Raw genomic sequence first — 24541 nt, 5'->3', positions numbered from 1 at the left:
GATCGAACTCAGCCCACCCTTCCTGAGTTCATATCATGATAAATTTGAGGGAAGATCTTCGGATCTTCTCTTTTTTTATTGGATAGGCACCAAGCAATAAATCAAACTTCATCACGGATAGCATTTGATAATATTTCTGAATATTAAAGTAGAAAAGTTATTTTCTTATAAGCGCTTTCATTTCTTTTCAATACAGTATTTTTTAAGTCAAATTAATTTGTAGTAACAAATTACTGTGTTATAATCTAAATTGCGTGTTTAAATTTTCTAAAACTTTAAGTGCGAGAGAGATGAATAATTTTGGAGGAAAATTTTCAAATGGAAAAAAATGCACAACGTTTTTCTATCAGAAAATACAGTTTTGGTGCGGCGTCTGTCTTACTTGGGACAGCTGTCTTTGTCCTTAGTGCCCCTACTGTATTGGCTGATGAAACGGCAGGTAATTCTGGATCTGGTACAAGCCAGCCGACTAGCAGTACGGCCGACATGGGAGTAAGTTCGGCGGCTGCTGATCAGGAAACGACTAGCGTAGTTTCTGTAGAAAAGGAAGATGATACGACAACTGTGACGAGTCAAGTGACCTCATCTGCCTTAGAGGATGCCAAAACCAAGGCTGAACAAGCGGGTGTTCAGGTGGAAGAGACTGAGCCCCAAGTTCAACCGTCTGCTGAAGCAGCTGCAGCTGACAATCAAGCGCAGGTTCAAGAAGTGAAGACAGCTACTGAAGCCCAAAAAGCTGCAGATGCTGACTATGCTCAAAAACAGGCTGAGTATGAAGCAGCTGTAAAAGCAAACGAAGCAGCGATAGCAACAAATACTCAAATCCAAGCAGATAACGCCGCCGCGCAATCCGCCTATGAGCAAGCGAAAGCTCAGTATGATAGCGATCTTGCTCAATATGAAATGGCTAAGGCATCGTATGACACTGCTAAAGCAACTTACGAAGCAGCAGTTGCTGAAAAAGCCAAAGCTGATGCTCGCAATGCTGACGCTAAAGCAGCTTATGAATCAGCTCTTCAAGTTTACAACGACGAACAAACTAAATATGAAGCTGCGAAATCATTTTATGAATCTACCAAAGCAGCACATGATCAGGCTGTAGCAACCAACCAACAAATTCAATCGGATAATGCAGCCGCTCAAGCCGCCTATGAGCAAGCGCAAACTGCTTACCAAGCCGCTCAAGCCAAGTACGAGCAAGACAAGGCGGCTTACGATAAGGCGGTAGCCGCTAAGACAGCCGCGGAAGCGCAAAACACGCAAACGCAGGCAGATAACGCTGCAGCGCAATCCGCTTACGAACAAGCACAAACTGCTTACCAAACAGCACAAGCCAAGTACGAGCAAGACAAGGCTGCCTATGATCAGGCGGTAGCGGATAAAGCCGCCGCGGAAGTACAAAACCGCCAAATCCAAACGGATAACGCTGCAGCTCAGACTGCTTATGAGCAAGCGCAAGCTGCTTACCAAGCAGCTCAAGCTCGGTACGAGCAAGATAAGGCTGCCTATGATCAGGCGGTGGCGGATAAAGCCGCCGCGGAAGCACAAAACCGCCAAGTTCAATCAGACAACGCCGCCGCGCAATCTGCCTACGAACAAGCACAGGCTGCTTACCAAGCAGCTCAAGCCAAGTACGAACAAGACAAGGCTGCTTATAATAAGGCCGTGGCGGACAAGGCCGCCGCAGAAGCGCACAATCACCAAATCCAAACGGATAATGCAGCGGCTCAAAGAGCTTACGAACAAGCGCAGGCCGCCTACCAAGCAGCTCAAGCCAAGTACGAACAAGACAAGGCTGCCTATGATAAGGCGGTAGCTGCTAAGGCAGCTGCGGAAGTGCACAACCGCCAAATCCAAACGGATAACGCTGCCGCACAGGCTGCTTATGAACAAGCGCAAACAGCTTATCAAGCCGCGCAGGCTCAGTATGAACAAGACAAGGCGGCTTATGATAAAGCGGTAGCGGATAAGACCGCCGCGGAAGTGCACAACCGCCAAGTTCAATCAGACAACGCCGCCGCGCAATCCGCCTATGAGCAAGCGCAAACAGCTTATCAAGCCGCGCAGGCTCAATATGAACAAGACAAAGCGGCTTATGATAAGGCTGTAGCAGACAAGGCAGCCGCGGAAGTGCACAACCGCCAAGTCCAAACGGACAACGCCGCCGCGCAATCCGCCTATGAACAAGCGCAAACAGCTTATCAAGCCGCGCAGGCTCAATATGAACAAGACAAAGCGGCTTACGATAAGGCAGTAGCTGCTAAGGCAGCTGCAGAATCGCACAACCGCCAAATCCAAGCTGATAATACCGCAGCGCAAACTGCCTACGAACAAGCGCAAACAGCTTATCAAGCCGCGCAGGCTCAGTATGAACAAGACAAAGCGGCTTATGATAAGGCTGTAGCAGACAAGGCAGCCGCAGAAGCACAAAACCAACAGATTCAATCCGATAACGCCGCCGCGCAATCCGCCTATGAAAAGGCTGTTTCTGCCTATGAGGCTACTAAAGCGCAGTATCAAAAAGATCTTGCGGCTTATAATCAAGCGCTTGCTGCTAAAGCCGCTGCAGAAGCAACGAATGCTCAAATCACAGCAGAAAATCAGGCAGCAAGGGATGCCTATAATACAGCTAAAGCGGAGTATGATGTTAAAAAGGCCGAGTATGATCAGGCTAAAGCTAAGTATGATGCTGATAAGGCTGAATTTGATGCTAAAACAGCTGAAAAAGCGGCAGCGGACAAGGCTAATGTTGAAGCTGAAGCCAAATATAATACTGACAAGGCTCAGTTTGAAAAGGACACTATTGATTATAATACCAAGCTTTTAGAGTATGAGACTGCTTTGAAACAGTATGAGAATGCTAAAGAAGCTTACGATAAGTTTTTAGCTGATACTGGCCTAACTCAAGTTCAAGCGACTCAAGAGCTGACCTTCTTACGTGAGCCTAGTGCCACTCATAAAATTGATGGTATTAGTGCCTATGTGACTCGGGATGCCCAACAGCGCTTGGCTAATGATGGTGGAGTTAAACAGTACGAATCTAACAAACTTCAAGCAGGTGACGTTGTTAGTACAAGTCCTTATGCCAATAACGAAGCTGAATGGTTAAACATTAAAGTTGGGGATAAGTTCTCTGTCACCTACGATGGTCTCTCTAAGTCTAAGATGATTGTTGATGGTGTCGAGCGTGACATCAGTCGCGTCATCTATCGCTATGAAATTCTCAACCTGCCATCATACGATGGCAAAGGAATTGCTAAAGTGGATGCTGATCCGACCATTACTCTAACAGTCGGAGCGTCAACCGATAAGCCAGGAGAGTCGATTAAGGTTGCAGTAGATATTGAGTTCTACGATAACAATGGTCAGATGTATGATCTCTCTCAGCGCAAGGCTATCGTTGCATTGAACTCTCTCAACCACTGGAAGGGAGCTGCTTATGCCAATGGCTCTGATAAACCGCGTGAACTCGTTGTAGAAGCCAAGGATGTTGATGGCAATACGGTTCGCGGCACCTGGAATCCTTATGCGGATGGCAGTTCACCAAATCTTAATAATGGTGCCCCAGTTATCAAGTCAGGTTATGCTGATTTTGGCGGCAAGACGGTTAATATTTCAGAGTCTAATCCACTTAAGATTATTGCCCAGAAAGCTGGCTGGAATGGACAAGGCTGGGCTGTCGAAAAAGAAACGACTGTATTTGGAAATTCTGTCTATGCTTCAGGTGGCGGAAATGGCCATTCAACAGGTCTTGAGGAATACAAATTTGGGGATCAGGATGACATTCTTGGGACCTACGTGGTTGATCAGGCGACAGGATTGATTAGCTTTACCCCTAAGAAGAAATTCCAAACGATCGAGCATCAAGAGTTTGTTAATATTGGAAATAAAGAATTTATCGCTATTCCAAACTCAAGTGTTACCTATAATCCTGCCACTAAGGAAGTAACATCAGAAAAAGATAACCAGTATATTGAAAATGGTGCTGTCTTTAATGGTGAAACGACACCTACCTTACGTGGTTGGGACGATGCAGATTCGCCTTACCTCTACTATGGTGGTGCAGGAGTTAAGATGACTGATGGTCATCTGGTCTTTACAGCAGCAGGCGCCAATGCAGAAGCTCAACCGACCGTTTACTGGTTCGCGATTAACTCAAATGTCGGTTTCCCTAAGGATCCAGGAGAAGAGCCAAAGGCACCAGAAAAACCAACGCCCCCAGCTCCGCCAACGCCAAAAATAGTTGATGTACCGACGCCACCGACAGAGCCAACAGCGCCAACGCCGCCGGCGGAACCAAGGGATAAACCAACTGTTACAGTTCCCGATGTGCCGACGCCTCCAGTAGAGCCGACCCCACCAACACCAGTGATTCCAACACCGAAGTTGGATCTTCCACCAGTGCCAGACGAGCCGACTCCACCGACTCCACCGAGTGCACCAGACGTGAAGCCAATGGTAGATGTGCCATCAGTGCCAGACGAGCCCACGCCGCCGACGCCCCCGGCAGCACCAGACGTGAAGCCAATGGTAGATGTGCCATCAGTGCCAGACGAACCAACCCCGCCGACCCCGCCAACAGCACCAGACGTGAAGCCGATGGTAGATGTGCCATCAGTACCGGATGAGCCCACACCACCGACGCCCCCGGCAGCACCAGACGTGAAGCCGATGGTAGATGTGCCATCAGTGCCAGACGAACCAACTGCACCGACTCCACCAAGCGCGCCAGACGTGAAGCCAGAGGTAGACGTTCCGTCTGTCCCAGATGAACCCACGCCACCGACGCCACCAGCAGCACCAGACGTGAAGCCGATGGTAGATGTGCCATCAGTGCCAGACGAACCAACTGCACCGACGCCACCAAGCGCACCAGACGTGAAGCCAGAGGTAGACGTTCCGTCTGTCCCAGATAATCCCATGCCACCGACGCCCCCAACGGCGCCAGATGTGAAGCCGATGGTAGACGTTCCGTCTGTGCCAGACGAGCCGACGCCACCGACGCCGCCGAGCGCACCAGAAATGAAGCCGATGGTAGATGTGCCATCAGTGCCAGACGAGCCGACGCCGCCGACCCCGCCAACGCCACCAAAATACGACATTGTAGAAGTACCGGCTGATCCAGGTTCAGAGCCCACCCCTCCAACCCCACCAGCAGAACCAAACTACAAACCAACTGTAGACATTCCAGAAATACCAGAGTCTCCGGAACGCAAACAAATTTCTGTGAAATGGCACAAAAATTTGATAGTTGAAACATTCAAGGATCCTAAACCAGAAAAACCGGCGCCTAAGGAACCTGTCATTCCTGTAAAAGCGGCTGATCCGGCCCCAGCATCTGTGACATCTGAAAAGACGCTGCCACAGACTGGTGATAGCAATAGCTATGGACTGGCTGTCTTTGGTATAGGTATGACAGCCTTTGCGGCTGCAACCCTGCTTGGTTCATTGAAAAAGCGTGAGGAAGATTAAGCCTGAACAAATTTTAGATAAGATTTTCCAATAGACTTGTTCGGTAACCCAAAATGGTATGCTAGTGTCATGAAAACTGGATACGAAAAGTCCTGAAATTTTACTCAGAACATTTAAAATGGTTAAACTGAGCTGAATGGTGGCCTTATCAATTATAAAATGCCTTAGTTTTTGAACAAGTCTAATAAAAAACGATAAAAGAGAGGGTTGAAGTCCTCTCTTTTACAATAGATGAAAGCATTAATTTCTTTTCAGGTTTTTCTTCCATTTTTTCCAAATAGTGCTAAAATGTAGGTGTAATTAGAAAGAAGGCGGTTACATGAGTGACCAATCGTATAACTATCAAAGTCTCTCGACGGAAGAGCTTTACCAAAGCTTAGCGACCCGGCAAACAGGACTTTATAATGAAGAGGTCAGCCAAAGGCAAAGCCAATACGGCAAAAACCTTTTGGCCAGCGGCAAGCAGGAATCCAAGCTGCTTAAGTTTCTCAAGAATTTCACCAGTCTAATGGCCATCCTCCTCTGGGTGGGCGGTCTGGTGGCCATTCTCTCAGGAACCTTTGAGCTGGGAATTGCTATTTGGTTAGTCAATGTTATCAATGGTGTCTTTAGTTTCATCCAAGAAAATCGAGCTCAAAAAGCAACTGAAGCTCTGAAAAATATGCTGCCTTCCTATGCTCGAGTTGTCCGTGATGGGATTGAGCAAAAGATTCTGGCTGAGGATCTGGTGCCAGGTGACATTCTCCTAATTGAAGAAGGGGATAAGATTTCGGCCGATGCTCGAATCATCCTCTCAACTGATCTGCAGGTCAACCAGTCAGCCCTGACAGGGGAATCCAATCCCGTCCGCAAGAATGCCAAGGTTGTTACCGATAGTGATGTCACAGCTCTAGAAGCTGACAATCTAGTTTTTGCAGGAACGACAGTTGCCAATGGTTCGGCCCGAGTTGCGGTCACCAAGATTGCCATGCAGACGGAATTTGGTAAAATTGCTGACTTGACCCAGACAGTGGCTGATGAAAAGAGCCCTCTGTAAAAGGAAGTGGATCGTCTGACCAAACAGATTTCCCTCATTGCCATGAGTGTTGGTATTTTCTTCTTTATCGCCTCTGTCTTCTTTGTCAAAGAGCCTATGGCTAAAGCCTTTATCTTCTCTTTGGGCATGATTGTCGCCTTCATTCCGGAAGGCCTCTTGCCCACTATTACCTTATCCTTAGCTATGGCCGTACAAAGAATGGCTAAGCAGAATGCCCTGGTCAAGAAGCTCTCATCTGTTGAAACACTGGGAGAAACCTCGGTCATCTGTTCAGATAAGACGGGGACTTTAACCAAAAATGAAATGACTGTCCACAACCTCTGGACCCTTAAGAAAGAGTATAAATTAACAGGTCTGGGCTATGCGCCCGTTGGTCAGGTTCTCCTTCATGGTCAAGAGGTTAGAGCAGCACAAGACACCGACCTCAATTGGCTCCTGCGAGGCGCAACTCTCTGCAGTAATGCTAAAATCAGCAACCCCAATGCTGATAATCCTAACTATACGGTTCTGGGGGATCCAACGGAAGCCTGCTTGGAAGTGGCTGCTCAAAAGGCTGGGATTGATTTATCGGACAATGAATCCGAAAATTATCGGATTAAGGAACTCCCTTTTGATTCAGATCGCAAGCGGATGACCACCTTTAACCATCTTGCAGAGGCTATTGATGGCAAGGCGACAGCCTCCTTTACCAAGGGGGCGCCAAAAGAAATCTTAGAACTCAGTCCCTATGTGCGTGAAAATGGTCAGATTAGAGTGTTGGGCCAGCGGGAAAAATCAACCATCCTGAGAGCCAACGATGCCTATGCGCAAAAAGGTCTGAGGGTCTTGGCCCTAGCCTGTCGGCTTTATGATGACGAATCAAGCATTGCAGCTGCCACCATCGACACTACTGAAAAAGATATGATTTTCATGGGGCTCTTGGTCATGCAAGACCCTCCTCGTGAAGGCGTCAAAGAAGCTGTTGCCAAATGTCATGCGGCCGATATTCGGATTATCATGATGACAGGTGACTACGACCTGACCGCTGTCAGCATTGCTAAGAGCATCGGTATCGTTAAAACTGAACAACCGCGGGTTATCAGCGGTCGGATTTTAGCGGATATGTCCGATGCTGATCTGCAAGAAGCGCTCAAGGACGAAGTGATCTTTGCTCGGATTGCTCCGGAACAAAAATTCCGCATTGTCACTAACTTGCAAGCGCTGGGCCATGTTGTCGCCGTCACAGGAGACGGGGTCAATGATGCCCCTGCACTCAAAAAGGCTGATATCGGTGTAGCTATGGGGATTACCGGTACCGATGTGGCCAAGGAATCGGCGGATATGATTCTGACGGATGACCACTTCACCTCCATCGTTAGAGCCATTGAAGAAGGTCGAGCCATTTATAGTAACTTGCGCAAATTCCTCAGCTATATCTTTAATAGTAACACTTCTGAAGCGGTGCCATCGGCGGTCTTTCTCTTTTCTAAAGGTCTTGTCCCTCTGCCTTTGAGCGTTATGCAAATTCTAGCTATAGACCTAGGGAGTGATATGATGCCTGCCTTGGGATTGGGCGTTGAACAGCCGGAAGAAGGTATTATGAACCAGCCGCCCCGAGCCAAGACTGATCGCCTCATCAATCCTAAGATGCTAGTAAAATCCTTTCTCTGGTATGGTGGTATGGAGGCCCTAGTAGCGATGCTTGCCTTCTTTGCGGTTTTTGCCCTGCACGGTCAAAGTTTAACGGACCTGCCTGCAAGCGGAGAGCTCTACCGGGAAGCAACCACTATGACTCTGGGCGCTATCATCTTTTGCCAAATTGGTCAGGTGATGAACTGTCGGACCCAGAGTCAGTCCATTTTTAAGCGAGGTTTCTTTACTAACCGTACCATCAACTTGGGTCTGGCCCTCGAAATCCTCCTCTTTAGCCTTTTGGCTTATATTCCTTTCCTCAATGGTCTCTTTAACACTGCGCCAATCTCCAGCTTAGAATGGGGTATCCTCATACTCTGTCCAATTCCAATCTTCCTGATTGAAGAAATCAGAAAAGCTTGGCTGCGTCAAAGATACAGCACTCATTCTCAAAGAAAATCAAAATGAAACTAGGAGTAGGAGAAAAGCCGCAGGTAGTCTGTGGAAAATAAGTCAAGCCTAGTTTGTATCCTAAAGTGGAGCATGGCGAAGCCAACAGTGTAGCATTTTGAGTTTCAAAGGTGTTCATAAAGGCTTGTCCATAAAAAACGGCCCCGACTCCATCTGGAATCGGGGCTTCTTTAGTATCTATCTAAAGCGGAAGAAGGAACTAATCAGAATTAGTCTATGCGACTGGGATTGCCATCGGCATCGAAGTGATAGAGGGTACCATCAATAGTATAGTCTCCATTTTTAGCCTGCACGCCGTCTTTATCAAAATAGCGCTGGGTATTATCAATGGTTTGCCAGCCAGTCAGTGCTTGACCAGTTTCCCTGTCAAAGTAATACCAGTTGCCCCCTATTTCTTTATATTGGCTGGTGATAGGGTTACCGTCTTCATTAAAGTAGTAGGTCTTACCATCAATAGTCTGGCTGCTGTTGGTAATGGCAAAACCGTCCTGACCGAAGTAGTAGGTCTTACCATCGACTGTCACCAGTTTCTCTCTAATGGCATAACCCTCTTGGTCAAAATAGAGGTAACCGGTCTTAATATCGCCAAGGTGGGGCCGCAGTGGATGATAGTTAATGGAACCCCAATAAAGTTTGTTGCGCGCCAGCGTATGGTCATCATTGATTAAGATAGGATCAACATTAGCTGAAACATCGTCTAATTTAAGACCAGGGGTCAGCAATTCTCCCCGATAATCATAGGCCTTACCATCTTTGCCAATTTTAACGAGGAAATTATTATAATAAAGTCTTGAAAAATGGTATTCCTCGCCGTTGATATACTGAACGCCGCTGACCTTTTGGCCAGTTTTATCATCAATAAAGACGTGACCGTAACCATTGCTGGACATTTCAAAATGACCGGTGATGCTAGGGTGTTCTTCATTTTGCTTACCAGATGATGGATTGCCATCGGCATCGAAGTGATAGAGGGTACCATCAATAGTGTAATCGCCATTTTTGGCCTGTACGCCGTCTTTATCAAAATAGCGCTGGGTATTATCAATGATCTGCCAGCCGGTTAACATGTGACCTTCTTTGTTAAAATAGTACCAATTGCCCCCTATTTCTTTATATTGGCTGGTGATGGGATTACCGTCTTCATTAAAGTAGTAGGTCTTACCATCAATAGTCTGGCTGCTGTTGGTAATGGCAAAACCGTCTTGACTGAAGTAGTAGGTCTTACCGTCAACGGTTATTAACTTGTCTCTAACGGCATACCCCTCTTGGTCAAAATAGAGGTAGCCTGTTTTAATATCGCCAAGGTGGGGCCGCAGTGGATGATAGTTAATAGAACCCCAATAAAGTTTGTTGCGCGCCAGCGTATGGTCATCATTGATTAAGATAGGATCAACATAGCCTGAAACATCATCTAATGTAAGACCAGGGGTCAGCAATTCTCCTCGATAATCATAGGCTTTGCCATCTTTGCCAATTTTAACAAGGAAATTATTATAATAGATTTTTGAAAAATGATATTCCTCACCGTTGATATACTGAATACCGCTGACCTTCTGGCCAGTTTTATCATCAATAAAGACGTGACCGTAGCCATTGTCAGACCTTTCAAAATGGCCAGTGATGCTAGGGTGTTCTTCATTTTGGTTACCCGATGGATTGCCGTTATCGTCAAAATGATAGAGCAGGCCGTCGATTGTCTTATCAATGTTCTTAGCTTGGACACCATTATCGTCAAAGTAACGTTTGGTACCATCGATGGTTTGCCAAGATTTTAACGGCTGACCGTTATCTTTATCAAGATAGTACCAATTTCCATCGACTTCGGCATAAGCTCCCTTGACCTGAGAACCATCTGGCCTAAAGAAGTAGGTATTCCCTTGAAAAGTTCTCAATCCTGTCAGAAGTTGGCCAGTTTCATCAGCACAGTACCAAGTTGATCCATGGTCAGGTGTGAAGAATTGGTTTTCAACCAGTTGTCCATTATCTTGGAAATAATAGAGAAGACCATCAATCGTTTGGAAGCCGATTAGGTTTTGACCGTTGCTGTCACTGTAAAATTTACCGCTATCCCCTTTGTACCAGCCAGCGGCAGCAGGTGCTGTGATGGCCGTGTTCTCAGTATCCATTCGAGCGTTTTGGTCGAATGGAGAGTTCTCATTAACTGTTTCAGAACTGTTCTGATCTTTCTGATGTTTAGACAAGTCAGCGTCAGAATTGGCTTCTGAAATTTCTGAACTGTTAGAGTCTGAAACAGCTGCCGCCCCGGTATTAGCATCAACTGTAGAGCTTTCAGCGCTCTTGTCGGTAACTTCTTGTTGCTCTCCCTCGGCAGAAGCAGACTGAGCACCTTCTGGAACAGTATTTTCAATACCTCCTTGCACCTGAGACTTAGCCTCAGGTGCTGCTGTCGTTTCAGCAGTTTTACCATCAGTGATGGAACTAGTTTCAGTCGCTTCAGCAAGATTTTCGTCTCTCGCTTGATTGCTTGGAACAGAATTGCTTACAGGAGCTGTCGCTTGATCTGCACTGACTCTCACAGCTCCCAGACCAGTCAGCATCACTACCATCGTTGCGATGGCTACCCAGTGTTTTTTGACCTTGTGCATTTTTACACGTCGTTTGATTTCCATAGTTAGCCTCCTTCTAATGGCTGAAGAGAAAAGCTCTAACAGCATGTCTTATGTCCAACCAAGCTATCAGCAGCTTGGTTTATAAACATTAAAGCTTTCTCAAAATTATTATATCACTAGATGGAAACGTTTACAATAACAGTTAATAAGTTTTAGGCAGGACTGGTCCGTCTTCAAATTTGGGGACTGATGATAAAGAAAATTTTAACAAAAATAGTAGGAACTCATGTTTGAATAGGTGCTGGGAGGCATAGCCTCCTTTAGGCGAGGCTATACCATACAGTAACCTAACGTTTTTCTGCAATATAAGTTGCCATACTATCTGCAATGTACGCATTTTGTACTATTGAATCTTCCCGATTGTCCTTATTTTTATGGGACCCACCCTCGATCATCAGGTCACTGGTGTTGCTATTTTATCAAGGGGTGAAGAGTGGCGGCAATAAATACTCAGTAAATTGTCAGAAAACTATTTTTGCTGTTGAAATTGTCAGAATTTTTTGCTATACTAACCTATAATACGAAAAACGATGAGAGAACAAGCGCTAAATCAACTGACAGAGAGTGCCGTTGCTGAGAAAGGCATCTGGATTTGGCCACACAGTCTTGAGCGCAGGTGCGAACGCTAACAGTAGTGCCTGACGGGTGGTTCCGTTAAAAGCCAGAAGTCTTTGACTTCACGAGGGAAGACAGGTGACTGTTTTTCGAATTAAGGTGGAACCACGTTGCGACGTCCTTGCAAAATTTTTTTTGCGAGGGCTTTTTATTAATCCAAAATTGAATGAGTCCCATTAACATAAGGAGGTTTTTATGATCAGAGGTCTGAGAGAGATTGAACCCTATGTGGCTGGCAGTCAGCCTCAAGGCAAACGAATCATTAAGCTGAATACCAATGAAAATGCCTACCCACCTAGTCCTAAGGTGGCGGATGCTTTGAAGGCATTTGACAGCGCCGATTTGCGCAAATATTCCACACTCACTCAAGAAGAACTGCGTCAGTCCTTGTCTGCTCATTTAGGAGTGGCAGCTGATCAAATTATCCTCGGTAACGGTTCCGATGATATCCTTTCCATGGCTTTTTTGGCTTTCTTTAACAATGATGAACCAATTTTATTTCCAGATTTAACATACGGTTTTTATAAGGTTTGGGCCAACTTATATGATATTGCCTATCGTGAGGTGCCGCTGACCAGTCAATTTGAAATAGCCCCATCAGATTACCAGACATTAAACGGCGGTCTTGTTGTCGCTAATCCAAATGCCCCCACAGGTATTTATAAGCCTTTGGATGAACTGGAAAAGATCATTCAGGCAAATCAGGATGTCGTTGTTATTATTGACGAGGCCTACATTAACTTCGGTGGTAAGACCGCCCTGCCTCTGCTGGAAAAATACAAAAACGTTTTTATCACGCGCACCTTTTCTAAAGATGCTTCTCTGGCAGGTTTGCGCGTGGGCTATGGTGTTGGCAGCCCAGAGTTGATTAAAGTCATTGAAGCTGTCAAAAACTCTCTCAACCCTTATGCCGTTGACAGCATAGCAGAAAAATTAGCTTTGGCAGCTGTCGATGACTGGGATTACTACAGCAATAACTGTCAAAAAATTATGGAGATCCGTGACTGGTTTACCAAAGAACTCGCGGCCATAGGTTTTGAGGTCTTACCGAGCTCGGCCAACTTTGTCTTGGTCAAACCGACTCTAGCAGCTCAGGAACTCTTTCAGTATTTACAGACTAAGAATATCTATGTCCGTTATTTCCCTAGAGTAGAAAGAATTAAGGATTATCTACGTATCTCGATTGGCCGACAGGAAGAAATGGAGAAAGTCATAATGATCATTCAAGAGGTAGTTTCATGAAAAAAACAACATTACCAGTAGGCATGCATGACAAATTATTCAAGAAGGCTGCGACTATGTATCGCTTAGAACGTGATATTAGTGATTTATTGATAGAGCGACAGTTCAGGCGCATTGAAACGCCGACCTTGGAGCACACAGAAGTGTTTGGCGATGAGCTGAAAAAGACTCATTATCATCTCTTCGATAAGTCGGGAGATTTACTTAGCCTGCGGCCGGATATTACCAGCCAAATTGGCCGAGTTATAGCCTCGACTCAAGTAGAGACACCGATTAAATTTTCTTATTCCGGAAAGGTCTTTCACTATAATGAAGAGCTGCGCGGCCTGCTCAATGAGCACACTCAGGCTGGTGTGGAAATTGTTGGCTATCCGGCCGATAAGGCGCTCAAAGAAGCGGTCTTATCAGCTAAGTCAGCTTTGGACGTAGCTGGGGTTAAGGTCTATCAGTTCGAGTTTTCCCATGCAGCTATCTTGCAAACCATCTATGATGAGTTGGACTTGGATGACATCAGTCAGCATCAATTGGAAGGAGCCATTATTGATAAAAATATCACAGCTCTCCATACCTTTACTGAAAAACATCCTAGTAAATTTGACACCTTTATTGAGGCTCTGCCTTTCTTATTTGGTGAAAGTCATGATGTGCTGACTCAAGCTCGGGCTTTGGTTAAAGACAGAAGAATTTTAAAAGCTCTTGATAATTTAGAAGACCTGCTGGGAGACATCTATCGCTTTTTGCCTCAGACAACAATTGACCTTGCACAGGTTCCTTCCCTGCCTTACTATACCGGTATGATGTTCAAGGTTTTTGGTGAAAATGTTCCAGATGCCTTTGTATCAGGTGGCCGTTATGACAAATTATTTGAACGTTTTGGAGCAACAGAGCTGACAGCTGTTGGCTGGGCAGTCGATTTAGACAGTATCTATCAGGCCATCCATGATAACTTGGAAAGGGGTACTCTACGATGACAGAACAATTAACAATAGCGCTTACGAAGGGGCGAATTGAAAAAGGTACGGTTAACCTTTTGGAACAGGCAGGCTTTGACATGACATTTATGGCTGATAAGGGGCGCAGTCTCATTTTTGAAAGTCCTGATAAAGGTTTTCGCTTCCTATTAGTCAAGGCACCGGATGTCACTACTTACGTTCACCATGGTGTTGCTGATATTGGAGTAGTGGGCAAGGATGTACTTATGGAGCATCCGACAGGCTATCTGGAAATGTTGGATTTGAATATTGGCCTCTGTAAATTTGCTGTGGCTTCCATTCCTAGCTTTAATCCAAGAGACCATAAGCGTAAGCGTATTGCAACGAAGTATCCTACAGTTGCCACTAATTTTTATAATCAAAAAGGAGAGGATGTTGAAATCATCTCCATTCAAGGAAGTGTTGAAATTGCTCCTGTCATCGGTTTAGCTGATGCCATTGTTGATATTGTCGAAACGGGCAACACCTTAAAGGCCAATGGCTTAGAAGTATTTGAAGATATCTGTCGTATCTCAGCCAGAATGATTGTCAACAAGGCTGCCCTTAAAAATAATCCCCAAATACTGCCTTTCATTAAAAAAATTGAAGCGATTGTTGGAGACGAGGAGGTACCTTTTCAATGAAACGTCTAACAGGAACTAACGAAGCCATATCTAAGATTCTCTATCAAGAACAGTTGGAGCTGAGTCAGCAAAACCTCGATGTTGAGGAAACTGTCCGCGCTATTATTGAGGATGTGAAAAATCGCGGTGATGAAGCATTGCGTGAGTATTCTGCAACCTTTGATAAGATTGAACTCACCGACTTCGAAGTCAAGCAGGAGCTGATTGAGCAGGCTTTTGCAGAGGTTGATAAGGATGTTCTGACAGCTCTTGAAAATGCCAAGTCTAATATTGAATCTTACCACCGCCAGCAGCTGGAGACGGGCTTTGAAGACCAGCCATCAAGCGGTGTCCTTCGCGGCCAGATTATCCGTCCGATTGAGCGTGTGGGCGTCTATGTACCGGGAGGGACAGCAGCCTATCCGTCCTCAGTCCTCATGAATGTCATTCCGGCTAAAATCGCTGGTGTCAAGGAAATCATTATGATCACGCCGCCGCAAGAGCACTTTGTTCCAGCAATCCTAGTAGCGGCTAAATTGGCCGGAGTTGATAAAATTTATCAAATCGGCGGTGCCCAAGGCGTTGCTGCCCTGGCTTACGGCACTCAAACCATTCCAAAAGTGGATAAGGTTACAGGTCCTGGTAATATCTTTGTGGCAACGGCTAAGAAACAGGTTTACGGTATTGTCGGAATTGATATGATTGCTGGTCCTTCAGAAATTGGTGTTATCGCTGACAGTACAGCTAACCCAGCTTACGTAGCGGCAGACTTGCTCTCACAGGCCGAACACGATGTTCGAGCGCGGGCGATTTTGGTAACGGATTCTGAAGAACTGGCTGATGCGGTTGAAGCAGAAATTGAAGCGCAGCTGAAGCGGTTACCCCGCGAGGCCATTGCCCGTCCGTCTATCGAAAATAATGGACGCATTATCATCGCAGCCAATACTGCGGATATGTTTGACCTTATGAACAAGGTGGCGCCTGAGCACTTGGAAATTGCTATGGAGAATGCCTATGACTACCTAGATCAGGTCGAAAATGCTGGTTCTGTCTTTTTAGGACACTATACGAGCGAACCGATTGGTGATTATTATGCTGGTGCTAATCATATCCTACCGACCACAGCAACCAGCCGCTTCTCATCTGCTCTGGGAGTGCATGACTTCGTCAAACGCATCCAGTATACCCAGTACAGTAAGGCAGCGGTCAACAGCGCAGAAAAAGATATTACAACTTTGGCCTATGCTGAAGGCCTGCAAGCCCATGCCAGAGCCATCGAGGTGAGAAATGACCAAAATTAAAGGACTGTTAGTCATGGACGTGGATTCAACCCTCGTTCAGGAAGAAGTGATTGATTTGCTGGGAGAAGAAGCAGGTGTTGGCGCCCAAGTTGCGGAGATCACCGAGCGCGCTATGAGAGGAGAACTTGATTTCAAGCAGGCGTTGCAAGAGCGGGTGACTGCACTAAAAGGTTTGCCAGAGACCATTTTTGACCAAGTCTATCAGCGTATTCACTTTAATAAGGGAGCTAGGGAATTGGTAGCTGAACTTCATGCGCGTGGCTATAAGGTCGGTTTGGTATCCGGTGGCTTCCATGAAACAGTTGATCGTTTAGCTACAGAAGTTGGTATTGACTATGTCAAAGCTAACCATTTGGAGGTGGCAGACGGTATCCTGACGGGTCGAACCTATGGCGAGATTGTCACCAAAGATATTAAGTTCCAAAAACTCTGCGACTGGGCGGCTGAAAATAATCTTGAACTCAGCCAAACTATTGCCATGGGAGATGGTGCCAATGACCTCCCCATGATACAGGCAGCGGGTATAGGTATCGCTTTTTGTGCCAAACCAATTGTACGCGAGCAAGCACCTTACCAAATCAATGAAGCTGATTTGTACAAGGTGATTGAGATACTGGATGAGGTACAGTAATGAAAATAGCTATTATTCAAGGCTCTACACAAGTTGATAAAAATAAGACTCTGGTTAGAATTACCAAAAAGGTTGTGGTACCCTTGGGGCACGAAGTCATCAATTTTGGTGTTTTTGAAGAGGAAGAGAATTATTCATACACAGAGGTTGCCTTACTGATTTCTCTGTTGCTGTCAAGCCGAGCAGTGGATTTTGTGATAACGGGGTGCTCGTCTGGACAGGGGATGGCTCTGGCTTGTAATACCTTACCAAACGTACTCTGTGGCTTTGTTCAGAACCCGCAAGATGCTTTCCTATTTGGCCGCATCAATGATGGCAATGCCGTTTCCTTTTCCTTAGGACTTGGTTATGGCTGGCTGGGAGAATTAAACTTAGAATACTGCATGGAAAAATTATTTGATGGGGGCTTTGGCATCGGGTATCCACCAGAAGTTGCTGAGCGCAAAATTACAGAAACCAAGCGGGTCAAGCTCTTTAATGAACGCGCTAAGAAAAGCATGGGAGAGTTACTGGAGTCTTTAGATGAGGTATTTTTGGCCAAGGTTCTTTCTAAACAAGACCTTATTGATTATATTTTTGAAAATGGTCAAGACCAATCCTTGAATCAAACACTTAAACAGTTACATTAGGAGAATAACATGAGACAAGCAAGCATCGAACGCAATACCTTTGAAACAAAAATCAAACTCAGTTTGAATTTGGATGCGCAGGAGCCCGTTGACATTGATACGGGTGTAGGATTTTTCGACCACATGCTGACGCTTTTTGCCCGTCATGGACGGATGTCCTTGGTGGTCAAGGCGGATGGCGACCTCCATGTGGACAGTCATCACACAGTTGAAGATGTGGGGATCGTCCTTGGTCAAGCCCTTAAAGAAGCACTGGGTGATAAGGCTGGTATCAATCGTTATGGGACCAGCTTTGTGCCTATGGATGAAACACTAGGCATGGCCAGTCTTGACTTGTCAGGACGCAGCTACTTGGTTTTTGATTGTAGTTTTGATAATCCAAGACTGGGAAATTTTGATACCGAATTGGTCGAGGAATTCTTTCAAGCTTTAGCTTTTAATGTTCAGATGAACCTACACCTTAAGATTTTACACGGAAAGAATACTCACCACAAGGCAGAAAGTCTTTTCAAAGCAACAGGACGGGCGCTGCGTGAGGCCATTACGCTCAATCCTGAAATTAAGGGTGTCAACTCAACTAAAGGACTCTTGTGATATGAAAATTATTGTTATTGATTACGATGCCGGTAATACAGCTAATGTCTTGCGGGCCCTGTCTAAAATTGGTGTCGAAGCTGAGCTATCGGCCAATCCGGTCAAGATTTTAGCAGCAGACGGCCTGATTTTACCGGGAGTTGGAGCCTACCCTGCAGCAATGACAGAGCTGGAAAAACGGGGCTTAGTCACTGCTATCAAGGAAACTGTTGCCAAGGGCACCCCGTTATTGGGCATTTGTCTGGGTATGCAATTACTGACCGAAACAGGCGTGGAGCATACCGAGACAGCTGGTTTAGGCTTTATTCCAGGAATCTGTCGAGCGATTCCTGCTCAGGCGGGATTCCCAGTTCCTCATATAGGCTGGAATGATTTACAGGTTCGGCAAGAGTCACCACTGACAGTCGGTTTACAAGACCAAGCGGTCTATTTTGTACACAGCTATTTCACTGATGTGCCTAAAGAGTACGTTGATGTGACAGCTGATTATAGTATTGCAATACCAGCTATGATTCACAAAGATAATATCTACGGCGCTCAATTCCATCCTGAAAAATCGGGTGCTGTAGGACTTGGTATTCTCAAACGATTTGCAGAATTGTGTGAGTAGCGACCAACTAAAGAAGGAAAGGAAGGTTCAGTGAGAAAGCAAGTCAGTTTTTTTGAACTGAACCCGAGCTAAAAGCGTCGGAAAAAAGATAAACTGCTTTATGTGCAAGCACATAGCGTTGGTTTCTTATTTTTCTCTAGCTTTCTTAATGCTCTTGGTATTTTATAATGCAAATATTACCTGCTATTGATATTAAAGATGGACAAGCCGTTCGCCTGTTTAAGGGGGACTTTAACCAGAAAACAGTGGTCAACCCCGATGTGTTGGGGCAGGCACGGATTTTTGCAGATGCGGGCATCCAGTTTGTCCATGTGGTGGACCTAGATGGCGCTCTGGACGGTCGTGCCACTAACCGCGATTTGATTGCGGCGCTTAAGGTTGCGACAGGCCTAGGCGTTGAGGTCGGCGGCGGCATTCGCACGCTGGAGCAGATTGCGGACTACCTTGCAGTGGGGATTGATCGTGTTATCATCGGTTCTATGGCAGTCAAAAATCCTGACTTCGTCAAAGCTGCGCTGGAGCAATTTGGAGCGGATAGGATTGTGGTTGGCATTGATGCTAAAAATGGCTATGTGGCGACCGAAGGCTGGCTCGAGACCAGCACCGTGGACTACATCAGCTTGGCTAAGGAAATGGAAAAAATGGGTGTCAAGCTCTTTGTTTACACGGATGTTGACCGCGATGGCACGCTGACGGGTCCTAATTTTGGCCATTATCGGCAATTAGTAACCCAACTGACGACCGCTCAGGTCATTGCTTCCGGCGGCATCGCTGAGCTATCGGATTTGACTAAACTAAAAGAGCTGGGGGTGGCAGGCATTATTGTTGGCAAGGCCTACTATAGCGGCAATATCAGCTTGGAGGAACTCAAAGAATTGGAGGAGTGAGATGCTGAAAAAACGGATTATTCCTTGTTTGGATGTCAAGGACGGACGTGTTGTTAAAGGGATTAATTTTGTCAATCTGACGGATGTCGGCGATCCTGTTGACTCGGCGCGTGCTTACTATGAGGCAGGCTGTGATGAACTGGTCTTTCTGGACATTACGGCGACCCATGAGGAGCGCGATACAACCGTTGACATGGTGCGCCGTGTCGCCGATCAGGTCTTTATCCCCTTTACAGTCGGCGGCGGTATCCGCACCAGCGATGACATGAACAAAATGCTCAAAGCAGGTGCGGACAAGGTTGCTGTCAATTCATCTGCTCTGGCTAATCCCCAGCTCATCAGGGAATGTGCTGAAAAATTTGGCAGTCAGTGTGTCGTGGCAGCCGTTGACGCCCGTAAAGAAGCCGACGGGACCTGGCATGTTTATGTGGCCGGTGGTCGCAAAGATACCGGCAGGGATTTGATTGACTGGGTCAAAGAAGCGGTTAGTTTGGGGGCGGGTGAAATTCTCCTCACCTCGATGGATAAGGATGGCACAAAATCTGGTTTTGATTTAGACATGCTCAATGCTGCGGCTAGCGTCGTCGATGTCCCTATTATCGCCTCAGGCGGTGCAGGCAGCAGTGACCACATAATAGAAGTCTTCCAAAAGACCTCAGCAACTGGCGCTTTAGCGGCTTCGATTTTCCATTATGGAGAAGTAGCTATCGTCGACACAAAAAAAGCCATGGCAAACGCGGGAATTGAGGTGCGCTTATGACGGATATCAAACTTGATTTTGCTAAGCAAGATGGGCTGATCCCTGTCATTGTTACAGATTATCAGACAAAGGAAGTGCTCATGCTGGCTTATATGAATGAAGAATCCTATCAATTGACCTTGAAAACCAATCAAATGCATTATTGGAGCCGCTCGAGACAGGAACTATGGCACAAGGGGGCAACTTCTGGGCACTACCAGTATGTCAAATCCATTGCAACCGATTGTGACCGCGATACCCTGCTCATCGCAGTTGAGCAAGTCGGTGCTGCCTGTCACACCGGAGCTTATTCTTGTTTTTTTAATGAAATTTATTCTGAAGATTAGAGAGGAACTATAATATGCTAGAAACACTGTACAAAGAAGCACTAGATCGTAAGCAAAACCCTAAAGAAGGCTCTTACACCAATTATCTTTTTGATAAGGGGTTGGACAAGATTCTCAAAAAAGTCGGTGAAGAAGCGACAGAAGTTGTTATTGCTGCCAAAAATGCAGATAAGGACGAAATCGCCAACGAAACAGCAGATGTCCTCTACCATTTAGCTGTTATGCTGGTCGAAAGCGGTGTTACCCCAGAGGATATCGAAACTGTTCTCAAATCCCGCCAAGGCAAACAAAGCAGAATCCATGACCGCAGAGAAGTAACAGACTATTAAAAGAGAGTAGGCTTGTTCAGTAATCAAAACTGGTATGCTAAACTCATTAAAACCGTATACGAAAGGCCCTAAAACTTGACTCAGAATATTTAAAATAGTTAAACTGAGTTGATTTGTGACATTATCAATTATGAATGCCTTAGTTTTCGAACAAGTCTAGTAGTCAATGGGATTTCCAAGAATTAGATACTTGTCTTTAGTTCTGCAATATTTTTAATGAATTATTGTGCTTGCCTTTTCTGTGTGTGAGGTTAACAGATTATTCAATCAAATAGAACGTAATCTATCTATATGTAAACTTAAGATAAAAAAGTAGTCGAGTTTCCAAACTCGACTACTTTTACTTTATGCTTTAACTTATTTAGAATCTGAAGAGCTGGAGCCGCTAGAACTGTCAGTTCCATGAATTTCTGCATAGGACTTAGCCTCATAGAGATCTTCTGATGTTTCGTTACCGCGTTGATGGAAGAGACTGGTTGACTTGTCCCCCTTCTTCTCATTAATCTTTTTGAGCTGGGTCATTGATTTTGTGTAGGAATAGTCACTGGCATCTGCTGGTTTTAGACCAGGAATATCAGCAAAGCGTAGCAGATCCCCAGTTTGTACCTTATCACTGTAGGATAGCTGATCGGCAGCAGCGTCACGATATTTTTCGAGCTCAGCTTTGGTCTGCTCGTTTGGTTCAGTGATTTCTTGTCCATTTTGTGTGTAGTAGGTCTTGCCCCCATAGCTGGTGTAGGTTGGGGTAAGGTAATAACCTGATGTCCGCAGGGGAACGAAATTATCATTCTTAGGTGACAGTAGGTCTTGTCCCATTTGAACGTAATCTTTAGTATCGATTCCTAGCAGATGGAGCAGGGTCGGAAGAGAGTCAATCTCACCGCCGTAGGTATCGCTGATAAAGCCATCGGTATAACCCGGAATGTTGATAATATAAGGAACCTTTTGCATCATGGCATTGTCATAATCAGACCAGGTTTCAGAATCCTTACCCAGCAGCGGAGCTAAACTGGTATTGCGATCGTTGGAAATACCATAGTGATCCCCATAGAGGAGAATGATAGACTTATCATAAAGGCCGCTAGCCTTGAGATAATCAAAGAAAGACTTGATGGCTGAATCCAAATAGTTAGCCGTTGAAAAATAGCCGTTGACCGTGTCATCCCCAGTATCAGCTAATGGGAAACCTAATTCATTCTTATCACCGTTGAGACTGGTGTAAGGATAGTGGTTTGATACAGTGATGAACTTGGTGTAGAAGGGTTGCTGCATTTGTTCCAGATATTTGATGGAGTCCTTAAAAAGATACTTATCATTGAGTCCATACTGGAAGGAGTTAGAATTATCCTGCTTTTCAAAATAGGTAGAATCGAAGAAGTAATTGTATCCCCATTGTTTATAGGTGTTATTACGATTCCAAAAACTTCCAGTATTACCGTGGAAGACAGCGCTGGAGTAACCGCCTTTTTGAGCTAGGATTGAAGGAGTAGCATAGGCAGTATTATCACCGCCATAGTTAACCATATAAGAACCGTTATTAAGACCATAGAGAGAGGTTTCCATCATGGTCTCAGCATCAGAAGTTTTACCGTTTTTAACTTGATTAAAGAAATTGGAGAAGGAAATCGAAGATTTGGAGTGGTAGAGAGAATTAAGGAATGGCGTAACTTCATATTCTTTATCGTCTGCCTTGAGCTTGTAGTCAATCAAAAATTGTTGGAAGCTTTCCAAGTGAATAACAATGACATTGCGTCCCTTGGCAATGCCGAAGTATTTGCTATCAGGGGCAGCATAATTTTTCTTGGCATAGTCTTGCACCTCTTTAAGGTCACCAGCTGTTGCAGCGCTTCTTTCCTTTTGTGCTTGGTAGGTTTGGTTGGCGCTGTAAGTCATAAAGGCTGGCAGGCCAATACCACGCACGACATAGTAGTTGGAGAAACCACGGGTCAGAAGCTGAGGCCGGATGGTTTCAGCAGCGAAGAGATTGGCTGAGAAGAAAAGGACCGACAGAGCAGTGACAGCAAAACTGGCCCGCTTATTGAAAAATCGTTTATCCGATTTGATTTTCTTAAAAGCTATCAAGAGAGCAAAGAAAACCACATCAACCAAGTAGAAGAGATCGGTTACTTCAAAGAGATTGGCAGCAGAGTCCCCCAAACCAGCAGCGGCCTTAGAACTGGCCAGCAAGGTATTCACGGTAATAAAATCGGTGAACTCTCTAAAATAGACAGAGTTCCCAATAATAAGGATATTTAAAACCAAATAGAGCAGGATTTCCAAGCTATAGAAAACCTTACTATTCTTGAAATAGAGGGGAAGTCCTAAGACCAAGAGCCCCAAGGGTAGTGGATTAAAAATCGCTACAATAGTCTGGGCAGTATCCTCCAGTTCCAGATTAAAATCAACACTATAGGCCCAGAGTGATTTTATCCAATAAAAAAAGAGAAGGACTAACACAAAACCGAGTCGTGTATTAATAATATTGCCCAAATTTTTTAAGGGACTTAAATACTTTTTCATTCCATATCCTCATTAATTTTAATTTCAAAAAAATCCAGTTTACATTATACCACAATTTAATTTTTAGGCAGGAAACGAGGTAGAAAGTTTCCTGAAATTTTGATACAATACTTAGTATGAATAAGCTTATTGTGGATGCCTTGGTTGAAAAGAAAATTAATCGTGGAATTCAGCTCCTTCAAGAACAGGATTTTAATGATTTTTCTATGACCGACCAAGTCCTTGGTCTTTATAATGCCAAGCAAAAATTTCTGGGAACGGCCTACCTTTCCAAACAAAATAAGGGAATTGGCTGGTTGGTCTCGCGAAAGAGCGTCCAATTAGATAAGACTTTCTTTGTCGACCTTTTTGAAAAAGCCCGAGCAAAACGGCAGATTTATGAAAATGATGACCTGACTACAGCTTACCGCCTCTTCAATCAGGACGGCGATAACTTTGGTGGAATCAGCATTGATCGCTATGGGGATTATGCCCTCTTCTCTTGGTATAACGCTTACCTTTATAGCTTAAAAGATAGTGTTGTGGCGGCCTTTCAAGAAGTCTATCCAGAGCTTGTTGGTGCTTACGAAAAGATTCGCTTTCAGGGGTTGGATTACCAGTCTGCCCACCTTTACGGTCAGGAGGCTCCTGATCGTTTGACTATTTTAGAAAATGGCGTTAGCTACAGCGTTTTTCTCAACGATGGTTTAATGACAGGGATTTTTCTGGACCAACGTGAAGTCAGAGCCAGTCTCACCAACGGTTTGGCCTTGGGGAAGACGGTTCTCAATACCTTTTCCTACACAGCTGCTTTTTCGGTAGCTGCTGCCATGGGAGGCGCAGTAGAAACAACCTCGGTTGACTTGGCCAAGCGGTCTCGCGAACTGTCGCAGGCGCATTTCCTAGCCAATGGTCTAGCTATGGATCAGCACAAGTTGGTTGTCATGGATATCTTTGACTATTATCGTTATGCCAAACGTAAGGGCTTGACTTATGATCTCATCGTCATCGATCCCCCCAGTTTTTCTCGCCATAAAAAACAGACTTTTTCGGTGGCAAAGGACTATCACAAGTTGATTTCCCAAGCTTTAGAAATTATCAAACCCGGCGGAATTCTTATCGCTTCTACCAATGCTTCCAACCTGTCGGTTGGACAATTCAAAAAGCAGTTGGAAAAAGGTTTTGCAGGTCACAAACACCATTATCTCAATTTAAAGCAGTTGCCCGCTGATTTTGCGGTCAATCAAGCTGATCAAACAAGTAATTATTTAAAAGTATACACAATAAAGGTAGAGTAGTAAAAA

General features: G+C 45.2%; 16 protein-coding genes and 1 pseudogene. 15 read left to right on the top strand and 2 right to left on the bottom strand.

Annotated features, from left to right (window positions below; all coding sequences use genetic code 11):
* The first annotated feature begins 318 nt into the window (after nucleotides 1–318).
* Together STRCR_RS08635 and STRCR_RS08630 are read left to right on the top strand one after the other, a co-directional pair.
* Nucleotides 319–5472: a GbpC/Spa domain-containing protein gene (locus STRCR_RS08635; protein ID WP_004225845.1), complete on the top strand. Its 5154-nt coding sequence runs from the start codon at nucleotides 319–321 to the stop codon at nucleotides 5470–5472.
* Nucleotides 5473–5791: 319 nt separating this feature from the next.
* Nucleotides 5792–8587, top strand: a pseudogene (locus STRCR_RS08630) (cation-translocating P-type ATPase).
* Nucleotides 8588–8799: 212 nt separating this feature from the next.
* Here the strand turns inward: STRCR_RS08630 and STRCR_RS11390 are convergent.
* Nucleotides 8800–11220 carry a KxYKxGKxW signal peptide domain-containing protein gene (locus tag STRCR_RS11390; protein ID WP_004226453.1) on the bottom strand — a complete coding sequence of 807 codons (2421 nt, stop codon included), beginning with the start codon at nucleotides 11218–11220 and terminating at the stop codon, nucleotides 8800–8802.
* Between the two features lie 810 nt (nucleotides 11221–12030).
* Here STRCR_RS11390 and hisC point away from each other — a divergent pair.
* From hisC to hisE, 12 genes are all read left to right on the top strand, one after another.
* Nucleotides 12031–13077 (top strand): histidinol-phosphate transaminase, encoded by a 1047-nt coding sequence (gene hisC / locus STRCR_RS08620; RefSeq protein ID WP_004228861.1) that lies wholly within the window; start codon nucleotides 12031–12033, stop codon nucleotides 13075–13077.
* Complete coding sequence (locus STRCR_RS08615) at nucleotides 13074–14048, top strand: ATP phosphoribosyltransferase regulatory subunit (protein WP_004229863.1); 975 nt, start codon at nucleotides 13074–13076, stop codon at nucleotides 14046–14048. The genes hisC and STRCR_RS08615 overlap by 4 nt, the downstream gene beginning before the upstream one ends.
* Nucleotides 14045–14692, top strand: coding sequence for an ATP phosphoribosyltransferase (gene hisG, locus STRCR_RS08610; protein WP_004228183.1), 648 nt, complete (start codon nucleotides 14045–14047; stop codon nucleotides 14690–14692). The genes STRCR_RS08615 and hisG overlap by 4 nt, the downstream gene beginning before the upstream one ends.
* The gene (gene hisD / locus STRCR_RS08605; RefSeq protein WP_004226396.1) at nucleotides 14689–15972 is read left to right on the top strand and encodes a histidinol dehydrogenase; all 1284 of its coding nucleotides are present in this window, start codon (nucleotides 14689–14691) and stop codon (nucleotides 15970–15972) included. Before hisG ends, hisD begins: the two co-directional genes overlap by 4 nt.
* Complete coding sequence (serB, locus tag STRCR_RS08600; RefSeq protein WP_004226382.1) at nucleotides 15959–16603, top strand: phosphoserine phosphatase SerB; 645 nt, start codon at nucleotides 15959–15961, stop codon at nucleotides 16601–16603. Before hisD ends, serB begins: the two co-directional genes overlap by 14 nt.
* Nucleotides 16603–17232, top strand: a complete 630-nt coding sequence (locus tag STRCR_RS12035; protein ID WP_004225236.1) for an RpiB/LacA/LacB family sugar-phosphate isomerase — start codon at nucleotides 16603–16605, stop codon at nucleotides 17230–17232. The genes serB and STRCR_RS12035 overlap by 1 nt, the downstream gene beginning before the upstream one ends.
* Nucleotides 17233–17241: 9 nt before the next feature.
* A complete protein-coding gene (gene hisB, locus STRCR_RS12030; protein ID WP_004228733.1) occupies nucleotides 17242–17826 on the top strand; it encodes an imidazoleglycerol-phosphate dehydratase HisB in 585 nt (194 codons plus the stop codon).
* Between the two features lies 1 nt (nucleotide 17827).
* On the top strand, nucleotides 17828–18436 hold the full coding sequence (gene hisH, locus STRCR_RS08585) for an imidazole glycerol phosphate synthase subunit HisH (RefSeq protein ID WP_004227536.1): 609 nt from the start codon (nucleotides 17828–17830) through the stop codon (nucleotides 18434–18436).
* A gap of 167 nt (nucleotides 18437–18603) precedes the next feature.
* Nucleotides 18604–19323 carry a 1-(5-phosphoribosyl)-5-[(5-phosphoribosylamino)methylideneamino]imidazole-4-carboxamide isomerase gene (gene hisA, locus STRCR_RS08580; RefSeq protein WP_004229820.1) on the top strand — a complete coding sequence of 240 codons (720 nt, stop codon included), beginning with the start codon at nucleotides 18604–18606 and terminating at the stop codon, nucleotides 19321–19323.
* A 1-nt stretch (nucleotide 19324) separates the two neighbouring features.
* On the top strand, nucleotides 19325–20083 hold the full coding sequence (gene hisF, locus STRCR_RS08575; protein ID WP_004228826.1) for an imidazole glycerol phosphate synthase subunit HisF: 759 nt from the start codon (nucleotides 19325–19327) through the stop codon (nucleotides 20081–20083).
* Nucleotides 20080–20409, top strand: coding sequence for a phosphoribosyl-AMP cyclohydrolase (hisI, locus tag STRCR_RS08570; protein WP_004227281.1), 330 nt, complete (start codon nucleotides 20080–20082; stop codon nucleotides 20407–20409). Before hisF ends, hisI begins: the two co-directional genes overlap by 4 nt.
* A gap of 14 nt (nucleotides 20410–20423) precedes the next feature.
* Entirely contained in the window at nucleotides 20424–20738 is a 315-nt protein-coding gene (gene hisE, locus STRCR_RS08565; RefSeq protein ID WP_004226557.1) for a phosphoribosyl-ATP diphosphatase, read from the top strand.
* A gap of 357 nt (nucleotides 20739–21095) precedes the next feature.
* On the opposite strand, the gene STRCR_RS08560 is transcribed toward hisE, so the two are convergent.
* Entirely contained in the window at nucleotides 21096–23258 is a 2163-nt protein-coding gene (locus STRCR_RS08560) for an LTA synthase family protein (protein WP_004228792.1), read from the bottom strand.
* Between the two features lie 116 nt (nucleotides 23259–23374).
* Here STRCR_RS08560 and STRCR_RS08555 point away from each other — a divergent pair, with 116 nt between their 5' ends.
* Nucleotides 23375–24535, top strand: a complete 1161-nt coding sequence (locus STRCR_RS08555) for a class I SAM-dependent rRNA methyltransferase (protein ID WP_004228355.1) — start codon at nucleotides 23375–23377, stop codon at nucleotides 24533–24535.
* The last annotated feature ends 6 nt before the right edge of the window (nucleotides 24536–24541 follow it).

Origin of the sequence: Streptococcus criceti HS-6 (genome assembly GCF_000187975.2) — a bacterium.
GTDB lineage: Bacteria > Bacillota > Bacilli > Lactobacillales > Streptococcaceae > Streptococcus > Streptococcus criceti.
The sequence above is the reverse complement of the archived record's forward strand: the minus strand, read 5'-3'. Positions and strand labels throughout refer to the sequence as shown.